This is a genomic window from uncultured Desulfobulbus sp. (assembly GCF_963662935.2).
Taxonomy (GTDB): Bacteria; Desulfobacterota; Desulfobulbia; order Desulfobulbales; family Desulfobulbaceae; genus Desulfobulbus.
Genome location: NZ_CAXXTL010000002.1, coordinates 2386324 through 2405498, shown reverse-complemented (window position 1 = coordinate 2405498; position 19175 = coordinate 2386324). Strand labels below are relative to the sequence as shown.

Genomic DNA, 19175 nt, shown 5'->3' with positions numbered 1-19175 from the left:
TCAACCCAGAGAACCGTCATGTGGGAATATACAGAGAAGGTCCAGGAACATTTCATCAATCCAAAAAATGTCGGTGAGATCGAAAATCCCGACGGCGTTGGCAATGTCGGCTCCATCGCTTGCGGAGACGCCCTGCGCCTGACGATCAAGGTCGACGCAAACAAAATAATCACCGACGCCAAATTCAAAACTTTTGGTTGCGCCTCGGCCATCGCCTCATCCTCCATGCTCACCGAAATGCTCAAGGGAATGAAGCTGGAGGATGCTAAAAAGCTGACTAACGACGACATCGCTAAGGCGCTTGGCGGCCTGCCCAAGGAAAAAATGCACTGCTCGGTGATGGGGCGCGAAGCATTGGAGGCCGCCATCGCTGACTACACCGGTGCCATCCTGCCCATGGCTCAGGGCGAGGTGGTATGCGAATGTTTCGGCGTCACCGACCTGGAAATTATCCGGGCGATTAGGGAAAACTCCCTGGTCTCGGTTGAGGAAATCACCAATTTCACCAAGGCTGGCGGTGGATGTGGCAAGTGCGAGGGCAAGCTGCGCGGACTTCTGGCAGAGACGGTGGAAGGACTGCCCGCGCAACCTGTTGGCCTTAAGAAACAAAAACGCATGACCACACTGGAGAAGATCAAGAAGATCGAAGAGGTCATTGAACGGGAGATCAAGCCAACCCTGAAAAAGGACGACGGCGATATTCAGCTGATCGATGTAGATGGCGATTTTGTGACGGTTTCGCTGAGAGGCGCCTGCGCCGGATGCCACTCCTCACGGACAACTCTAAAAGAATATGTCGAAAAGAAATTGCGTGAACAGGTACTCGACAGCCTGATCGTTGAGGAGGATAAGTGATGGCTGGATTATCTGAGCAGGTTATCTACATGGACAACAACGCTACCAGCCGGATCGCCCCGGAGGTGCTGGACGCCATGATGCCGTATCTGACTGAGCTGTACGGCAATCCCTCGTCCATGCACACCTTCGGCGGCCAAGTCGGCCAGGCAATCAACCAAGCTCGGCAGGAAATCGCCGATCTGCTCGGCGCCCATCCTGGAGAAATCGTCTTCACCAGCTGCGGCACCGAAAGCGACTCCACGGCTATTTTCTCGGCTATTCAGAGCTATCCCGAAAAGAACCACGTGGTTACCACTAGAGTGGAGCACCCGGCTGTTAAAAACCTTTGCGACAGTTTGGAAATTTTTACCGGCCGAAAATATCATACCTCTCGCTTGCCGGTCGCTGCGGACGGCACCTTGGATCTGCAACGGTTCAAGGACAGCCTCACCGATGAAACCGCTATTGTCAGCGTCATGTGGGCCAACAACGAGACCGGGGTCATTTTCCCGGTAGAGGAAATGGCAAAAATCGCCAAGGAACGTGGCATCCTGTTTCATACCGATGCGGTGCAGGCCGTGGGGAAAATCCCAATCAACCTCAAAGAAACGGCAATCGATTTCCTCTCCATCTCCGGCCACAAGCTCCATGCCCCCAAAGGGGTCGGCGTCTTGTACGTCCGCAAGGGCACCCCGTTTGTTCCGTTCTTGAACGGCGGCCATCAGGAACATGGTCGTCGGGGTGGCACGGAAAATGTCGCCGCTATTGTCGGCCTGGGCAAGGCCTGCAAACTGGCGGCTGACAAGATGGAAGAAGAAAACACGAGGGTGCGGGCGCTTCGCGACAAGTTGGAGAAGGGGTTGCTGACAACGATTCCCAAGTCCCTGCTCAACGGTCATCCTGAGCAACGCCTGCCCAACACCGCCAATATCAGCTTCGAATACGTCGAGGGCGAGTCCATCCTTCTGCACATGAACCAGTACAACATCTGCGCCTCCTCCGGTTCCGCCTGCACCTCCGGCTCCCTGGAGCCCTCCCATGTACTCCGGGCCATGGGCGTACCGTTCACTGCGGCGCACGGTTCCATCCGCTTCAGCCTGTCGGTGTACAACACTGAGGAAGAGGTCGACTTTGTCCTCGAAAAAATGCCGGCTATCATTACCAAGCTCCGCGCCATGTCCCCCTTCTGGGAGGGAAATTAGGAATGTTCGCTCCGGCGCTGCCTCCCTTAAACGGCAGCGCCTTTCTTTTATCCCCAACTTCCCTGTCGATCCGCCCATGCGCATAATTGAGCCAAGCTTCACAATTCTTGATGAACTTGACCAGCAGAGCCTGCCGGTCCGCATCGAATTCTGCGGCCGTATTTGCTATAAGAGTGAAAATCGGATCGACAGCGACTCTGCCATTCCCTTTGTCAGGAAGATGGCGAAAAATGGCCACAATTCTGTCCTGGAGATGGGAGTCCTCACCCTGGTCGTTACCTGCGCCACTCCAGATCCGATCCAAGCCCTCTTTTCACTCCAACCCAAATTCTTGCAGATCGACCGCCTGGAAGGCAATCGGTTGCTGATCACCGGTTCCATCCGGACCTTTCGCGAGATGCTGCTTTTTCACCCCGAAGATACTCTTTCCCGTGCCATGGCCCACTACTTGAAGGAGCAGCATCCCTACTTTTTCGAAACCTTACCTATCAATGATACGCCGGAAAGAATTGCCGGGGTTACCATTGCCAAAATGGCTCTCAAGGATGTGGAACAGCTTGCCGCTCCGCTGCATGCCAAACATCGGTATCTGGCGGTCAAGTTCATTGTCAACCGGGCCGTCACCCATGAATTGGTTCGCCATCGTCCCTGCACCTTTCTACAGGAAAGCCAGCGATATTGCCGCTATTCCGCTGACAAATTCGGCAACGAAGTGACTTTTATCAAACCCGTTTTTTTCGAAGAGCAAAGCGAGGAGTTCACCATCTGGCAACAATCCATGGAGGCGATGGAAGCACAGTACCTACGGCTTCTCCAGACCTCATCGCCCCAGGCGGCCCGGACAGTCCTACCCAATTCCTGCAAAACTGAAATTATTGTCTATACCAATCTCCTTGAATGGCGACATATTCTCTCTCTTCGTACCTCTCCGGCGGCCGAACCGTCCATGCGCGAGGTTATGATTCCCCTTGCCCACACCTTGCAGAACCGCTACCCTGCCCTTTTTCGCTTACACCTTGAGTAACTAGCGAACATTCCTTGCTACAGCGGACAAACAGGGCCGGAAAAGTTTTTTCCCAAATACAGGGAGGATACTGACCAACTTTTTATCTCTGGCAATCACCATTCCTTAAAAATCTTGTTCTTTTTTGACCCGCTCTTTCATTTGTTGTACAATACCGAAAAAATACCTTCTATTTTATTCCGGGGACCTCACCACACAAATGGCTCTCAAACTAGGACAACAAATGACAGACGCCCACAAAAGCTCCATGAAAAGGACGGTCAAAGACCAGTCAGGAGCGGGCAAACTGAAAATCGGCGAACTGCTGAGCAAAGCTGGCTACATAACGTTAACCCAGTTTGAGGAAGCCAAGGTCGCCCAGAAGAGAACCGGAGAACGACTAGGCCGGATCCTTCTCGAAAGCGGTGCGATTGAACGCGACACCATCGCCAATTTCCTCAGCAGGATGCACAACTATACTCTGGTTGCCATCGAACAGGAACCACCGAGCAAAGAAGCCCTAAGCCTACTCCCCTACGAAACCGCCAAACGTTTCATGGCCTTTCCTCTGCGACTTGCAGGCAACACCCTGCAAGTGACCATGGCGGAACCCACCGACACTCTGGATGTCGAGCAACTGCAGGATCTTGTCCAGAAGAATCTTAATGTCTGCGTCTCAACCGCAAAGGATATCATAGAGGCGTATAAAAAATACTATCATATCAGCGACGAAGAGCATCAGTCCTTCTTTAAATTCGAACCAGAGGGCGAGGAAGAAACCGTCACCCAGGTCGATGACTTTGGCGCCCTGGTTTCCGATGCCGCCGAGGATTTTGAAATCGAGAGCGGTGGGGCCGAAGAAGGCGGCTTTGAGCAATTTTCCGCCTCGGATGCGCCTATCATTAAATTGGTCAACGGCATCCTGGTGAAAGCGGTCCAAGATGGTGTCAGCGACATTCACATTGAGCCGTTTGAAAAGACCATGCAGGTCCGCTATCGGAAGGATGGCGCTCTGTTCAAATCGATGAACCTGCCGCTGACCATTAAAAACGCCATGGCCGCCCGCATGAAGATTCTTGCAGGCCTCAATATCACCGAACGGCGTGTTCCCCAGGACGGCCGCATCAAAATCCGCCTGGGCCGGAACAAGGCGGTTGATTTCCGGGTTTCCACCTTGCCGCTCCTCTACGGTGAAGGCATCGTTCTTCGTATCCTTGACAAGGACTCTCTCAACGTCGACCTGACCAAACTCGGCTTCACCGTGGAAACCTTTGCCGCCCTGAGACGTTGCCTGGAGCGCCCGCAAGGCTTGCTTTTGGTAACCGGACCAACCGGGTCGGGCAAGACGGTTACGCTATATTCCGCCCTGAACTCGCTGAACACCGAGGACATCAAAATTTTGACTGCGGAAGACCCGGTCGAATTTAACTTCAAAGGCATCAATCAGGTCAACGTCAACGCCGAAGTGGGGATGACCTTTGCCGCGGCGTTGAAGGCCTTTCTCCGCCAGGACCCGGACATCATCATGGTCGGCGAGATCCGGGATATCGAAACCGCGGAAATTGCCATGAAGGCCGCCATGACCGGCCACCTGGTTTTTTCGACCCTGCACACCAACGATTCACCGGCCACGGTCAGCCGTATGGTGGATATTGGCATCCCATCTTATATCCTGGCCTCCTCGCTCACCATGGTGCTTTCCCAGCGTCTGGCCAGAAAACTGTGCTTGAAATGCAAAACTCCAGCTCAATATGAGCACCATACTCTGCTGGCTGCCGGTTTTAAGGAAAGCGAACTGGACGAGCTGAATCTGTTCAAGGCCAAAGGATGCCCAGAATGCAACGGTTTAGGCTACCGGGGACGGGTCGGTTTTTTCGAACTCATGGAGGTCACCGAAGCAGTGGCCGAGGCCATCCAGGCCGAGGTGTCCGAAGAGCAACTCCGTAAAGTTGCCATGCAGGAGGGGATGTTTACCCTGCGCGAAGCCGGATTGCAAAAAGCCCGCGAAGGTGTCACCAGCCTGGAAGAGGTCCTGAAACGCACCGTAGCCCATGAAGACAGCCTGCCGGCTTATCTGGTCAACCCGGATGTTGAGGAGTACGAGGACGGAGATGTTGTTATCCAGGAAGGTAACAAGGATAAAGATTTCTTCAAACTGATCAGGGGTAAGGTAGCCGTGCTCCGTTCCGGAAAAAAGATTGCGGAAATCACTGAACCGGGCGAGTACTTCGGGGAAATGGCTGCCATTCTGGAGGAGCCGCGGTCAGCATCAATCATTTCGGTGGGCCGGTGCACGATCAAACGTTATCCGGGAAACAAGCTGGCGGAGCTTATTGAAAAATACCCAGAGGTCTCCAAGTATCTGTTTCGGACTTTGGTAGAGCGATTGCATAAAACCGATCGTATCGTCGTGCAACTCGCCAGCGCCAATAAAGCTCGTCCGTCTCAGGTTGTCCGCCAAGCATGAAGAAAATTTCCGTCTACATCATTGCCTATAACGAGGCCGATAAAATCTGCGATGCTATCAACTCCGTCCTGTGGGCTGATGAAATCGTTGTAGCCGATTCGTACAGCCAGGACAACACCGTTGCCTTGGCAGAACAGTTGGGAGCTCGGGTGGTCCAAATTCCTTTTCAAGGTTTCGGCGACCTTCGTAATCAGGCCATGGCAGCCTGCTCCCATGAGTGGATCTTTTCGTTGGATTCTGATGAGCGCTGTACACCCGAGGTCAGGGATGAAATTTTCACCTGCCTGCAGTATCCGCAGGCTGACGCCTACTACGTCCCCCGCCGAAATTTTTTCATGGGCCGCTGGATCCGTTATTCCGGTTTCTACCCCGATTATCGCCAACCACAGCTCTTTAAAAAGGGCGCTTTGGTGTTTAAAAACGATCCGGTGCATGAAGAATTCACCGTTGTCACCGAACGGCCGGTCGCTTACCTGCATAATGCAATCTGGCAGTTTCCGTTCAAGAGACTTGAGGAACTTATCCACAAGGCGAATAAGTATTCGACGCTGGGTGCCGAAAAGCTTGCCCTGAGCGGTCGCCGGAATTGCTCACTCTGGACAGCCTTAGGGCATGGCCTCTGGTCCTTTTTTCACATGTATTTTCTCAAACGGGGCCTCATGGACGGTTGGCCGGGATTCATCATCGCTTTCTACAATTTCGAAGGAACGTTCTACAAATACGCTAAATTACACGAACTCCAAGCCAATTGGACCCCGCCAGCTTCTCCCCCCCTCCAACCAGTTATTGAGCAGCAACAGGCTCCATGAAGGCCATGACCCGATCATAAACAGTCGAAACGGCAATACCCCGCATGCAGCTTTGATGATCGCAGGCCCTTTTTCGGCAACAAAGACAATCAAGATTTTCCGCCTGAATCACTGCATTTTTCACCCCATACGGCCCAACCCTCTCAGGATGCGTGGGACCAAACAACGCGACCACCGGAATTCCAGCCATGGCGGCTATGTGCATTGGCCCCGTATCTACGCCGACATACACGGCAGCTCTTTTCATCAGCGCCACTGATTCCGTCAGATTCAAACAACCCGCGGCAACAAGGGCGGAACTTGTCATCTGCCCCGTAATGTCGGTGATATACGCACGATCATCCTTGCTCCCGCCAAAAATTGTGCGCACACCAGCTGCCTCAAGCCGATCGCAGAGTTCACCCCACCTTGACCTAATCCAAAACTTCGATTGCCAACGGGCAGTTGGATTAATGTAAACAAAGGGCTGCCCCGGATGCACCCCGGAGGCCGTTAAAAAAGCTCCTGCCTGTTGATCGTCGGTTTGGCTTGTGACGAGGAAAAAGTCATCGGCAACTGGTTCGCATCCAAAAAATGAACAAAACAATAAATTTTTCTCAACCGCATGCATCGATCCTGACTTCACCTTGACCAAGTGCTTCTGAAACAAGGTATTCAATTCCCGAGCATCGCTAAACCCTACCCGTACGCCCCCGGAATTCATCCAGGAAAAAAGGCCACTGCGAAAAGAAGCATGAAGATCAAAAATCAAATCATACGGATCCTTTTGAAACGCGGTGTGCAATCTGTTCAAAACGCCGAAGGTGGCCGTGAGCGCCTGGAAATATGCAACTTTTTTCGAATCCGGGTTGCTGGTCGAGGGAATATGGATGGGATAAACCGCATCAACAGCTGGATCTTGAGCTACAAATGTTGCAAAAGCCTGCTCCACGACCCAACCGATACGGCACGAGGGATAGCAGCGTTTGAAAGCATGGATCACCGGAAAAGTGTGAACAATATCACCAAGCGAACTTTGCTTGACGAACAAGATACGTTTACCGCTAAGATCCTTATCCATTCCCGAACCCATACGGCGTAGCGCTTGCTCCCAGCCTGTTCCAATAAGGCCGCGGCTCCTTCCACCACGAAAAGCAAGAGAGTATGCGCCAATGCTTTTGAAGACTGCACACTACTTTAATGTGTATGAATGGAAGCGTCTTCACCCTATAAAGGAACACCTTCAAGATGCCTCGGTGCATTTTTAAAAAGAATTGCGCTCAATAAGGAAAACAAAAAGCCAGTCCCACTCAGATTGAGATAGGACTCAAAACACATAATCACCATAAAAAACAAGGGGAAAGCAATACGAATGCGCTCCAGCCCATCGGTCATTCGGGCAGCCTGATAGAAATGGGCGACAAGAAGTCCAAGCAAACTCAGCAAACCCAATACACCAAGTTGAGCGGTTGCGAAAATATATTGATTGTGGGGGTTATTTGTAGGCAAAATAGTAGGAGACAACCTATTGTTCATCTCAATATATGCACGGGAGAAATCTCCGGTTCCGACACCACCCCACGGAGATTCCTTGATAATCGCCCATGAAACTTGCCAATAATGTAACCGTTGTCCAACAGGAGTCTCCGTATTTTCATTAAGCGTCTCTAGATCTTGTCGAATCGCGTCCATTCGCCCCTGAAAAACAGGGCTAAAATGATAGGCGGTAAAGAAAAGGAGCGGTAACATCACTACCACAAGAAGAAAAGCCTTCAACACATTCCGACGAAAATATTGAAACAATAACAGCGTGAGTAGCGCGAAGAAGGCGGCATATCCTGCGCGTCCCCTGGTGATAAACATATTGACCACCAGCAGGACGGTGAATATAGACAAACTCCACCATTGCAAACCTTTCACTTCACTCCATAGAAGCTGATGCAACAGGAGGTAGATGGTGAACGCCAGCATTGGCGCATAACTCAGCTGAACTGTCTCTGTGCGAAAATGGAGGTCGGGACTAGAGAGGTCGATTACCTGTAACAGTTGAAAATAATCCAGAAAGATGAGAAGCATGGTAACAGTCACCCCGGCTACGAATGCCGTGACATACCACCAGCGCCGTTCCCAACGAATGGTAGTCAAAAAAATGGGTACCAAGAGGACCTTCCACTGCTTCTTGATGGCTCCCAACCCATCTGGAAGAGAGTCACTCCAGCATAACCCGACTATCAACACGCCCACATACACAAGCACAGCAATGCAGATCGGACTGGCAACAATCTCCTGGAATTTTTCACGGAACCCTCCTTCGATCAACCAGCAGACCATAATCAGAAGAGCGGTCACACTGACGGCCGAGGTCGAAAGAGGCAGGCAAAAAGCCAGCAAGAGAAGCAAACAAAAGTTAATTTGCGCTATTTCCTGACCATATACGTTCATATTTGTTCTGCAGAATCTCCGGAAAACTGCAAATGGTACAATGCGCTATAGTCGCCCCCAAGAGCAAGCAACTCTCTATGGCTCCCCTCCTCAACTAGTTGCCCATCCTTGAGGACGATAATTCGATCGGCGTTTTGAATCGTTGATAGACGATGAGCTATAATAATAGTTGTTCGGTTCTGCATCAAATTCTCCAAAGCTTTTTGCACTTCCCGTTCCGATTCGGTATCAAGAGCAGAGGTCGCCTCATCAAGAATCAGAATTGGCGCATCTTTGAGCAAGGCGCGGGCTATGGAAATTCGTTGTTGCTGGCCACCGGACAGCCGAGCGCCTGCCTCACCGATGACAGTCTCAAAACCCTGGGGCAACTCCTGAATAAAATCTAAGGCATAGGCGGACCGGGCCGCCTCGATGATTTTATCCTCCGGGCAATCGTCGCGGCCATAGGCGATGTTATTGCGGACCGTGTCATTAAAGAGAATAGTCTGCTGGGTAACCAGAGCCATTTGCCGACGAAGAGAGGCAAAGGTAACCTGCCGGATATCGATATCATCGATCCGCAGCTCTCCTTGACTGATCTCGTAAAATCGTGGAATCAGGTTAGCCAGAGTCGTCTTACCGCTGCCGCTCGGACCCACCACAGCCAGGACTTCGCCCCGGTTCACCCGAAGATTGAGATGCTTAATCACCGGCGGATTCTCTTCATACTGGAAACTGACATCAGAAAAGGTAATGCTCTGGCTAAAAGGAGGTAATTCAAGGGCATCGGTTGCCTCACTAATTTCCGGACGAAGGGCAAGGAGGGAAAATATCCGTGTTGACGCAGCCAGCCCCTGCTGAATGGTGGTGTTAATTTTACTAACGCCCTTCAACGGCTCATAGAGCATAATCAATGCGGTGAGAAAAGACATGAAGGCTCCCGGGGTCGAATGCCCCTGAAGGACCTGTCCGCCACCAAACCAGATGATCATTGCGATGCCGATGCCACCGAGAAATTCAATCATGGGGTGGGAAAGACAGCTATAGCGGGTCTCCAGCATCAGGGTATCCATGACACCCTGCATCTTCTTGGCAAAACGTCTTTTTTCAAACCATTCCATGCCAAAAGCCTTCACGATCCGCACCCCGGCGATGGTTTCATGCAGCTGGCTGGTCGCCTCGCCAATTTTTGTCTGATACGTTGTGCTTATTTTTCTGAACTTCTTGCCGAAAATAACAATAGGGACCGCCGCCATAGGAAGAAAAAGCAGTGAGACCAAAGCCAGTCGCCAATCCATATAAAAAATAACGGCGAGCAAACCAATCACGGAAAAAAAATCGCGAAGCATGCGGATAAGCGCATGGGAAATCGACGATTGCAGCATACTAACGTCATTGATTATTCGTGAAATCAACTCGCCCGTGGGATGCTTGTGGAAAAAGCTGAGCGGCAAATCATGCAGATGGGCGTAAATTTTATTCCGCAAATCACGAATGACGCTCTGCCCGACCTTTTCCAGTAGATACGAATAAACGAAGTAGAAAATACCCTTGATAAAAAAGATCAGGAGAAGGCCTAAGGGCAGCAGGTTAAGCAGGTGGGCGTTCCGGTTAAAAAAAATCTCATCAAGCAGGGGTTTTACCATATAGGCCTGAAGGGCATTAAACCCTCCCACAGCAATCATACCAACCATCGCAAGCAATAATTTCGCATGATATGGCCGCAGAACCACCAGAAGTTTCGAAAAAAGGGTTTTATTGTTCATGTAAATATTTTGATTTATTCAAAAAACGCCGAAACAAGCACAAAAAAACAGGGTGCCGGCTTTCCCAGGACCCGCTTTTACCCTATTTCACGACAGTGTACCAGCATAGTTGCCGGAAAAAACAAAGGGTAATTCACCTCGACCGCTGAGCAGGGTGGTGACCTCGCCACACTCCTTTTTCGGTTGGCCGTGGCTGACATCAACAACGAGGTAATCAATCCCCATGTGCTTCAATTCATTGGCATGTTGCAGTAAGGAAAAAGTTGTGTGGGAAAAGGCATACAGGGTTTCAGCCCGGCGGTCGAGATAAAACCGTTCGCCGCGCGGACTGACAAAGGTCCGTTGCCCTTGAAAGTGTGGCGCATCCAACCGCGCAGAAAAAAGTGGCGGCCGTCCATACACATACAGCCCGACCTTCATCCCCTTCCCCTCTGGGGAGCCCGCTGAACGGGGAAAATGCGCCAAAGCAGCGGCAAGGGTCACCTTATCGGTCTCCAGGGAAAACTGCACACCGGACAATCCGCTTGTCGCGTACATCCGCAAGGCGGCGCTATTCAGCACGTTGCAGGTAAAATCCCCGTATAAAGCAAGATTTTTTTCGGGCCCTGCTCCGGCAAACATGGCAATCTGTCCAATATGGCTGACCTGAAAATGCTCCGCCCCATGGAGACGGAGCTGCTGCACGGCATCGCGATACCAGGGAAGCTGCTCTTCACCAAGAATGGGCGGCAAGGCCCAGACGAGCAATGGCTGCCTGGATTTGTTCCCTTGACGGGACTGGAGAAAATGCTGGACATTACGTTTGTTGAGATCAAGCAGCACCTTGGCGACCGTGAATGGATAGCGTTGCGCCAGCGCTTCCAGCGACTGCACCTTGAGCCACCATTCCGGCGAAACGGTTCGCTCACGACCCAAGTTTCCTTGGCCGGATTGCCGCCGGCCGGAAACTCGCCTGCCCGCATCCGACTTATTTCCACTCCCCATGGCAAGAGCCGACAGCAGTTTCTCCAGTGTCGCAGGATCGGGTGGAGGCAGCTGCAGGTGCGCTGCACTGCGCATCAAGGCCGAATCTTTTCTTTCCGACCGCCCGCTGACATCAACCCGAAAAAGAATCCCATGGAAGGGTTGGCGCAGACTCCCCGGTTCAATATCTGCCGGCCAGATCGTCACCGTCTGCCCCGCACTCGCCTGGTCAACCTTTCTGCCCTTGATCTCCAAGGAACGCAGGGTAAAGCTCTTGCGATCGCCGGTCCGCTCCTCGTACAAGCGCAGCCGATCGCCCAGCTTAATCGCTGACTGCAGCGTTACCTGCAAGGAAACAGCCCGCACTGCCCGAGGTCCCTTGGTCTCCTCCAACCGGATCACCTTGCCGATAACCTCGCCGGTGCTACCGGAAAGCTTGGGAATAATCAGCTTGTCCTCACTGCCGGCAATGAAGAAACCCGAAGATCGTTTCCGCCCCATGGCTGCGTCAAGGTGCCGATGGGCCTCTTCGAGCATTCCCGCCCTCTGCTCCGGAGCCGCATCAAGAGCCTGGAGGGCCAGACGATAGGCACGGACCGTATTGCGAACATAGGCCACCGATTTGAGCCGCCCTTCGATCTTTAGGCTGACCACCCCAGCCTCCCGCGCTTCGGCCAGATAATCGATGCCGCTGAGATCGTTCATAGAAAACTGGTACCCGCCGCCCTTGCCGCTTTGACCGCCGATTAAGCGCTTGCCCGAGGGCAGCCACTCATAGCGGCGACGACAGGGTTGGACACACTGTCCGCGCAGGCTCGATTTGCCGCCATGCAGACTGGAGAAGCGGCAAAGACCGGAATAACTAAAGCACATAGCCCCGTGGATAAAGATCTCCAGTGCCACATCGCTACGGTGGCGAATGGTCCGAATCTCCTCCAGACTGAGTTCGCGGGCAAGAACAATGCGTTCAAAACCCAGCCCCTTGAGGTAGTTAGCGGCTATCGAATTGTTCACGGTCATCAGGGTCGAAGCATGCACTTTTAATTCCGGAAAAAACCGGCGAACCAGATAGAGTATCCCCAGATCCTGAATGATTAAGGCATCAGGCCCGATTCGAGCCAGCCTGAGCAGCGTCTCCAGAGCGAGGCGCACCTCGTCCTCCTTCATCAGGCTGTTCATGGCCACATACAGTTTTTTTCCCTTAGCATGAGCATGGCCGGTCATGGCCGCGATCTCGTTAAAGCTGAAGTCCCGCGCCAACGCTCGCGCATTCAGACCTGGTGCGCCGATGTAGACAGCATCGGCTCCTTCATCCAGCGCGGCCTCAAAGGCCGACAAGGTGCCGGCCGGCGCCAGCAGTTCCATGGTCAAACGAAGGGGAGTGAACGATTCAATGATTGTCATTAATGATTGTTCAGAACAAAAACCTTAAGGATGCGGCACCTGGAAAAACTACGTTCCGGAACAGCGCCGCAAGAATATTGCGGGGTGAACCTACTCGGTGGGTAGGCAAAGGGCTAGAGGGTAATCCATGGGCGGTAGAGGCAAAATAAAATAAAAATTATTGCCCTCGGGGGTCGGATCATAACCAACACTGCCGCCATGCATTTCAACAACCAACCGGATAAACGACAATCCATGACCGGTTCCGGGGACATTCAAACTGTCATCACCGCGCATGCCCTCCTGGAAGAGCTTAACACCCTGCTCCACAGACATGTTGGGACCGGTGGTAAACACATTGAATTTAATTCCCTTTTTCCCTGGACACGGAAAATTATCGACAATTTCCCGGCCATAGGCCATGGCCTTGCGCGGTCTGCCCTGATGGTCGATGATTTCCCGGGTGTACTTGGCGGCATTGGAAAAAAGGTTGGCATAGACCTGGGCCAGCAGGCCGATGTCGACCAGAATCGGAAACTCTTCCTCATGCATGTTCTGCGGCCGGTCGATGGTGACATTGGCTGCTTTCAACCGGCTGATATAATGCTCCAACTGGGGAATGATCACCTCTTTTTCGACAAAACAACGTTTAGGATGGAGCACCAGATGGCCCCGCTCAAAATGTTCCCGCCGAAACAGGCTCTCGATAAAGAGACTCATATTGGCGTGATGCTTAACGATTTCCTGATAATATTTAAACAAGTCATCCTGCAGTGTCTGCAATTTAGCGAAACATTGCTCGCACCGCCCTGAGGGCAACGCTGCCCCCTGTGTTGCGGTCATTTCCCGTTTCAATTCATCAACCAGGTTGATTTTCTTTTTGAGTTGATTGAACAGATGCCGAAAATACATATTGGGTACAATTATGTTGTGCTCAATATCGATCACCAGAGTGTTGATAAACTTCAATCGGTCGATATTCTGCCGGGCAATCAACCGGTTATCGAGATTATATCCGATCCGGTTGGCGTATTTAAAAAAGAAAAATTTATCGGCTTCGGTCAGCCCCTCCTTCCGCCGGACCTCAAACATCCCCAAAATCCGGCCGCCGCCGCATAATCCATGTAAATCATCCCACAACTTCACCTGCCGCTCCGGGTAACGGTCATCATTCTCCTTCTGGTCATAAGGCTGCTTGCTGAAAACGGGGATAACGTACGACCCGGCCAACTCGTAGGGCGCCTCATGCATCTGGATCGGGTAACCGGCAGATTTCGGTTCCGGTAACACTCCCTGCTCGCTGGAACAGACCAGTTGCAATTCGTGATTCTGCCCCTGGCAGAGGTACAGAGCACTGGAGACACCAACCAGGGCAAGGGGCACGGAAACACAGATCCGGTAAAAATCGTCGAGGGAATCGTATTCTTGGGCGAGCTCGAAAAACGCTTTGAGGAAATCATTCCGTCCCTGGGAGAAGTTATACTGTGCATAACTCTCCGCCTTCTCGCGGATGCGCTGGCAAACCGCTTCGAGGTCCGAAGGGATGGGAGGAGTGGCCGTTTGCTCATTCATGGGCTGAAAAGAATTCAGGATTGGGAATCATCGGTCGCGCTGATCACAAGCATGCACTGCTTTCAGGCTCATCGCTGGGAAAGAATCACCGCATCGCGGGCATTCTTCTCGGCGAGCAAAACATCCACCCGTTCATTGGGGGCCACGCCGACGGTCATGCCTATATAATCAGGTTGAATCGGCAATTCCCGCCCACCTCGGTCGATCAGCACCGCCAGTTGGATCGACAGGGGCCGGCCATAATCCATGATCGCATCCATGGCGGCGCGAATGGTCCGGCCGGTAAAGATCACATCATCCACCAGGATGACCCGTTTATCTTCCAGGAGAAAACCGATATCCGATTTGCGGACGATCGGGTTCTGGGAAATGAGACTCCAATCGTCCCGGTACAGGGTGATGTCCAGGTTACCCGCAGGCAGGGTCACCTCTTCCCGCTCCTCGATTTGCCGCTTGATCCGTTGCGCCAAAAAGACGCCGCCGGTATGGATACCGATGATCGAGAGATCGGCCACACCGTGGTTGCGTTCGACAATCTCCAGACTGATTCGATCCAGGCTGCGCTCGATGTCCCTGCCCATCATAATGGTCCGTGCCGTCATATCTTCACCCTGTTCCAGAAATAGTCGACGCCCTTTGCATCCACCAGGTTGATCGCCTCGGGAAACACCTCGCATTCCACCGCAAAAACCCTGGCGGCGATATCATCCGGGGTGTCGCTGTCCTCCAGCCCCACACATCGCTGCAGGACGATCGGCCCCTGATCGTAAGACTCGTCGGCAAAATGAACGGTGCAGCCGCTCACCGTACAGCCCCTCGCCTTCACCGCCTCATGGACATGATGCCCATAGTAGCCCTCGCCGCAGAAAGAGGGAATGAGAGCGGGATGTATATTGAGCACCGAGCGGCTCAATGTTTCGGGAGGGGTGTAGAGCTTCAGATATCCGGCCAGGGCAATGAGATCGATGTCGTAGCCAGCCAATATCCGGTTGATTTCGTCGTTGTTTCTCGCGTAGAAGGCAGGATAACCGTACCGCTCGGCCTTTTCCAAGCCCAGCACGCCGGATACGTTGGAGATCACCACCTGTATTTCAGCCTGCAGGGTGCCGGCACCTATTCGTTCATGAAAATTATCGAGCGTCCTGCCGCTGCCCGAAAGCAGTACCGCCATCTTACGCATGATCATCGGCTCCGGAAAAATAGGGGTCGACCGCCGGATCGACTATCCGCAGCCACTGGGCGATGGCGGTATCGTAAGTGGAGGTCAACTCGAAGACCTTGCGGGCAAGACGAAAGCGGGTGGCCAGGGTGGTATTGCCTCGAGCCTGCAACTCGGACAGCACCTGGGGGTAATCGGCCGGATCAACGATCACGGTGACGTCCTGGAAATTTTTTGCCGAGGCGCGCAACAACGTCGGCCCGCCGATATCAATATTCTCAATGGCATCCGCCAGAGTACAGCCCGGGTCCGCCACGGTTTGAGCAAAGGCGTAGAGGTTGACGGCAACGATGTCGATGGGCTTGATGCCGTGCTGCCGGCATTGTCTTTGGTGGTCAGCATTCTCGCGCTGATTGAGGATACCGCCGTGAACCAAGGGGTGCAGGGTTTTGACCCGGCCGTCGAGCATCTCGGGAAAACCGGTAAACTCCGACACATCCGTTACCTTAAGGCCGCTGGCACGCAACTTCTGGGCCGTGCCGCCTGTGGAAAGAATTTCGATTCCCATGGCGGCAAGCGCTCCGGCAAACCCCTCACACCCCGATTTATCAGTCAGGCTGATCAGCGCTCGTTCCACTCGTCTCATCATCTTCCCCCTTCTCACCTTATTCTTTTTTTAAAAATTGACGGATCTTCCGCCGCTCATGCTTATCCGGCCGACGATCGGGTTGGTTGCCTTGCAGGTTCAAGGCCTTTCGTTCGGCCTGCGCCTGTTCGCGCTTGGCCAGCGAGGCCTCGGTTTCCTCATATAAGGTGCGAGCGACCGCCGCCGGGCCACGGTGTTCACTTAACGCCAGGATCCGGACTGTGTACTCGAATAATCCCTGCCGGATCTCGAGCATGTCGCCGACCTGCACCACCCTCGCCGGCTTGACCTTGTTGCCGTTGAGCGCCACATGACCACCGCTTGCCGCCTGAGCCGCCAAAGAGCGGGTTTTGAAAAATCGGGCAGCCCAGAGCCATTTGTCAATCCGCACATTTTCCATGTTCGACATTTACGGCCCTTTTTATCGTGTCAAAATACCACAGTTTTCCTGATCGATCAAACAAAGTTAAAGAGGCGCGGACACACCTCCATGCGACCAGAGCATCCTGCCTGACTCACCGGCCATCCATTCTCAAGGGTATTGCCGATCCCGACGAAATCGGGTAAGGGGCACTCTCACCCTCTTCGAGACCTGCTCATGTCGCTCCAATCCGTCGGTATCAACAACTTCACCTGCCCCGTCCGCATTCCTGAAAAAAGGGGCGGCGTCCAGCAAACCGTGGCCACGATCAATCTGCTGGCGCAGATGCCCCAGGATCGGCTCGAATCCTGTGTCAGCATCATGACCGGACTGCTGGCCCAATTCCTGCCCGACATCCATTCCGGCATCTTTCCCGCCCTGTTGACCGGGGTACGCGAGCAATTGCAGGCCGACGAGGCCCGGCTGGAGATGCGTTTTCCTTACTTCATCGCCAAAAAAGCGCCGGTCACCGGCACAACCAGCTTGATGGAATACCAATGCGCCTTCACCGCCTCCTCGGAAACGAGCGGTGAGCCGCTCTTGACGATAGTGGTCCCGGTCACCACGCTCTGCCCTTGCTCAAAAGAAATCAGCGAGACCGGCGCCCATAACCAACGCGCCGAGATCACCCTGACAGTCCGGTCACTGGCCCTGATCTGGCTAGAGGACCTGATCGCCATGGCCGAGACCTGCGGCTCCTCCGAGGTCTATGCCCTGCTCAAACGGCCCGACGAAAAATATGTGACCGAACGGGCCTATGCTCAGCCGATGTTTGTCGAGGACGTGGCCCGTAAGGTAGCCCAAAAGGCCATGCAACATCCCGATATCGTCTGGTTCTCGGTGGGAGTCGAAAGTTTTGAATCCATCCATAACCACAGCGCCTACGCCTTTGTTGACAGCCGCGATCTGGAGCAACAACCTGTCAAAAAAATCCGGGACTGACGGGCCGGGTCAGGAACGATTTCCCAGACCGCCGAGGCAGAGATACTTCAATTCCAAATATTCCTCGATGCCGTATTTCGATCCTTCCCGACCTATCCCCGACTCCTTGATGCCGCCAAACGGCGCCGCCTCGGACGACATCCTGCCGGTGTTAATGCCGACCATGCCGTACTCCAGGGCCTCGGCCGTCCGCCAAATACGGCCGATATCCCGACTGAAGAAATAGGCAGCCAGTCCATAAGGGGTATCGTTGGCCAGGGTCACGGCCTGGCTGTCTTCCTTGAAGGCAAAGAGCGGAGCCACCGGGCCAAAGGTCTCCTCCTTGGCAATCAGCATGTCCGGGGTGGCGCCGAGCAGCACCGTGGGTTCAAAAAAAAACCCGGCGGAGTCCAACCGCTTGCCGCCGCAGGCAATACGGGCGCCTTTGGCTACGGCATCGTTGATCTGCTCCTCGATTTTGACAACCGCATGAAGATCAATCAACGGCCCCTGCTGCACCCCTTCCTCAAAACCATTCCCGACCCTCAGCTGCTGCACCGCCGCAACCAGCTTGCCGGCAAATTGCTCGTACACCTCTTCCTGAACAAAAAATCGATTGGCACAGACGCAAGTCTGCCCGGAATTACGATATTTAGAGGCGATTGCCCCGCGAACCGCCTCATCGAGATCGGCATCGGCAAAGACGATAAAGGGGGCGTGGCCACCGAGTTCCAGCGAAATCTTTTTCACCGTGGCGGCACAGTCGCGCATCAGAATCTTCCCCACCTCGGTTGAACCGGTGAAACTGAGCTTGCGCACCAGAGGATTGGCGGTCATCTCCGCACCGATCTCCGCAGCAGGCCCGGTGACCACATTAAAGACGCCTGGCGGGATCCCAGCCTCATCGGCGAGGGCAGCCAAGGCCAGGGCGGAAAACGGAGTCTGACTCGCCGGCTTGACCACCACCGGACAGCCCGCAGCCAAGGCGGGAGCTGCCTTGCGGGCGATCATCGACGAGGGGAAATTCCAGGGGGTGATGGCGGCACAGACCCCCACCGGTTCCTTGAGCACAATGATCCGCTTGCCCTTCTGTCCCATGGGAATAGTGTCGCCGTACACCCGCTTGGCCTCCTCGGCATACCATTCGATATAACCGGCGCCATACAAGACCTCTTCCTTGGCCTCAATCAGCGGCTTGCCCTGTTCCATGGTCATGATGATCGCCAGATCCTGATGATGGGCAACCAGCAAGTCATACCAGCGCCGCAGCAGGCGGGCCCGTTCTTTGGCGGTCAAGGCCCGCCAAGCCGGCCAGGCACAATGAGCGGCCTGGATAACGGATGCGATCTCCTTGCTGCCCAACGCCGGAACCGAGCCGATGGGCGTGCCGGTCGAGGGATCGACAACCGTTATCCGCCTGCCGTCCGCACTTTCCATCCATTTGCCGTCCGCATAACATTGGGAGCGCAACAGCTCTTGACGACGTAGTTTCATTGCCCCCTCTCCACGAGTGCACCTCAAAGAAAAACAGGCAGCGTGTCGGAAAAAGACCGTTGCTGCCTGCCGGCTTGAAAATAATTTTATGTAGAGTCTCGTCTATGGTACTGTATAAAGGTAGCCATAATA

Annotated in this window: 16 protein-coding genes; 6 read left to right on the top strand and 10 right to left on the bottom strand. The window is 53.6% G+C overall.

Annotated elements, in window-relative coordinates:
* The first annotated feature begins 18 nt into the window (after positions 1–18).
* The 5 genes from nifU to ACHZCX_RS14890 all read left to right on the top strand — a co-directional run bounded on the left by nifU (position 19) and on the right by ACHZCX_RS14890 (position 6318).
* On the top strand, positions 19–855 hold the full coding sequence (gene nifU / locus ACHZCX_RS14910) for a Fe-S cluster assembly protein NifU (protein ID WP_319587994.1): 837 nt from the start codon (positions 19–21) through the stop codon (positions 853–855).
* Positions 855–2039 carry a cysteine desulfurase NifS gene (gene nifS, locus ACHZCX_RS14905; protein WP_319587993.1) on the top strand — a complete coding sequence of 395 codons (1185 nt, stop codon included), beginning with the start codon at positions 855–857 and terminating at the stop codon, positions 2037–2039. The genes nifU and nifS overlap by 1 nt, the downstream gene beginning before the upstream one ends.
* Positions 2040–2115: 76 nt before the next feature.
* Positions 2116–3063, top strand: a complete 948-nt coding sequence (locus ACHZCX_RS14900) for an FAD-dependent thymidylate synthase (protein ID WP_319587992.1) — start codon at positions 2116–2118, stop codon at positions 3061–3063.
* A gap of 223 nt (positions 3064–3286) precedes the next feature.
* Positions 3287–5509 (top strand): type IV-A pilus assembly ATPase PilB, encoded by a 2223-nt coding sequence (pilB, locus tag ACHZCX_RS14895; protein WP_319587991.1) that lies wholly within the window; start codon positions 3287–3289, stop codon positions 5507–5509.
* Positions 5506–6318, top strand: coding sequence for a glycosyltransferase family 2 protein (locus tag ACHZCX_RS14890; protein WP_319587990.1), 813 nt, complete (start codon positions 5506–5508; stop codon positions 6316–6318). The genes pilB and ACHZCX_RS14890 overlap by 4 nt, the downstream gene beginning before the upstream one ends.
* Here the strand turns inward: ACHZCX_RS14890 and ACHZCX_RS14885 are convergent.
* From ACHZCX_RS14885 to ACHZCX_RS14845, 9 genes are all read right to left on the bottom strand, one after another.
* A complete protein-coding gene (locus ACHZCX_RS14885; RefSeq protein WP_319587989.1) occupies positions 6293–7378 on the bottom strand; it encodes a glycosyltransferase family 9 protein in 1086 nt (361 codons plus the stop codon). The genes ACHZCX_RS14890 and ACHZCX_RS14885 overlap by 26 nt on opposite strands.
* Before the next feature lie 146 nt (positions 7379–7524).
* Positions 7525–8739 (bottom strand): O-antigen ligase family protein, encoded by a 1215-nt coding sequence (locus ACHZCX_RS14880; protein ID WP_319587988.1) that lies wholly within the window; start codon positions 8737–8739, stop codon positions 7525–7527.
* On the bottom strand, positions 8736–10484 hold the full coding sequence (msbA, locus tag ACHZCX_RS14875; RefSeq protein ID WP_319587987.1) for a lipid A export permease/ATP-binding protein MsbA: 1749 nt from the start codon (positions 10482–10484) through the stop codon (positions 8736–8738). Before msbA ends, ACHZCX_RS14880 begins: the two co-directional genes overlap by 4 nt.
* Before the next feature lie 87 nt (positions 10485–10571).
* A complete protein-coding gene (locus ACHZCX_RS14870; protein ID WP_319587986.1) occupies positions 10572–12851 on the bottom strand; it encodes a peptidase U32 family protein in 2280 nt (759 codons plus the stop codon).
* A 90-nt stretch (positions 12852–12941) separates the two neighbouring features.
* Positions 12942–14402, bottom strand: a complete 1461-nt coding sequence (locus tag ACHZCX_RS14865) for a HAMP domain-containing sensor histidine kinase (RefSeq protein WP_319587985.1) — start codon at positions 14400–14402, stop codon at positions 12942–12944.
* Between the two features lie 68 nt (positions 14403–14470).
* The gene (gene pyrR, locus ACHZCX_RS14860; protein ID WP_319587984.1) at positions 14471–15004 is read right to left on the bottom strand and encodes a bifunctional pyr operon transcriptional regulator/uracil phosphoribosyltransferase PyrR; all 534 of its coding nucleotides are present in this window, start codon (positions 15002–15004) and stop codon (positions 14471–14473) included.
* Complete coding sequence (locus ACHZCX_RS14855) at positions 15001–15582, bottom strand: phosphoribosylglycinamide formyltransferase (RefSeq protein ID WP_394708841.1); 582 nt, start codon at positions 15580–15582, stop codon at positions 15001–15003. Before ACHZCX_RS14855 ends, pyrR begins: the two co-directional genes overlap by 4 nt.
* Positions 15575–16207 (bottom strand): IMP cyclohydrolase, encoded by a 633-nt coding sequence (locus ACHZCX_RS14850; protein WP_394708840.1) that lies wholly within the window; start codon positions 16205–16207, stop codon positions 15575–15577. The genes ACHZCX_RS14855 and ACHZCX_RS14850 overlap by 8 nt, the downstream gene beginning before the upstream one ends.
* Before the next feature lie 19 nt (positions 16208–16226).
* The gene (locus ACHZCX_RS14845; protein WP_394708839.1) at positions 16227–16607 is read right to left on the bottom strand and encodes an RNA-binding S4 domain-containing protein; all 381 of its coding nucleotides are present in this window, start codon (positions 16605–16607) and stop codon (positions 16227–16229) included.
* Positions 16608–16805: 198 nt separating this feature from the next.
* Between ACHZCX_RS14845 and folE2 the strand changes: the two genes are divergently transcribed.
* Positions 16806–17570, top strand: coding sequence for a GTP cyclohydrolase FolE2 (gene folE2, locus ACHZCX_RS14840; protein WP_319587980.1), 765 nt, complete (start codon positions 16806–16808; stop codon positions 17568–17570).
* Between the two features lie 9 nt (positions 17571–17579).
* Here the strand turns inward: folE2 and ACHZCX_RS14835 are convergent, their stop codons facing one another.
* Positions 17580–19043: an NAD-dependent succinate-semialdehyde dehydrogenase gene (locus tag ACHZCX_RS14835; protein WP_319587979.1), complete on the bottom strand. Its 1464-nt coding sequence runs from the start codon at positions 19041–19043 to the stop codon at positions 17580–17582.
* Positions 19044–19175: the final 132 nt, after the last annotated feature.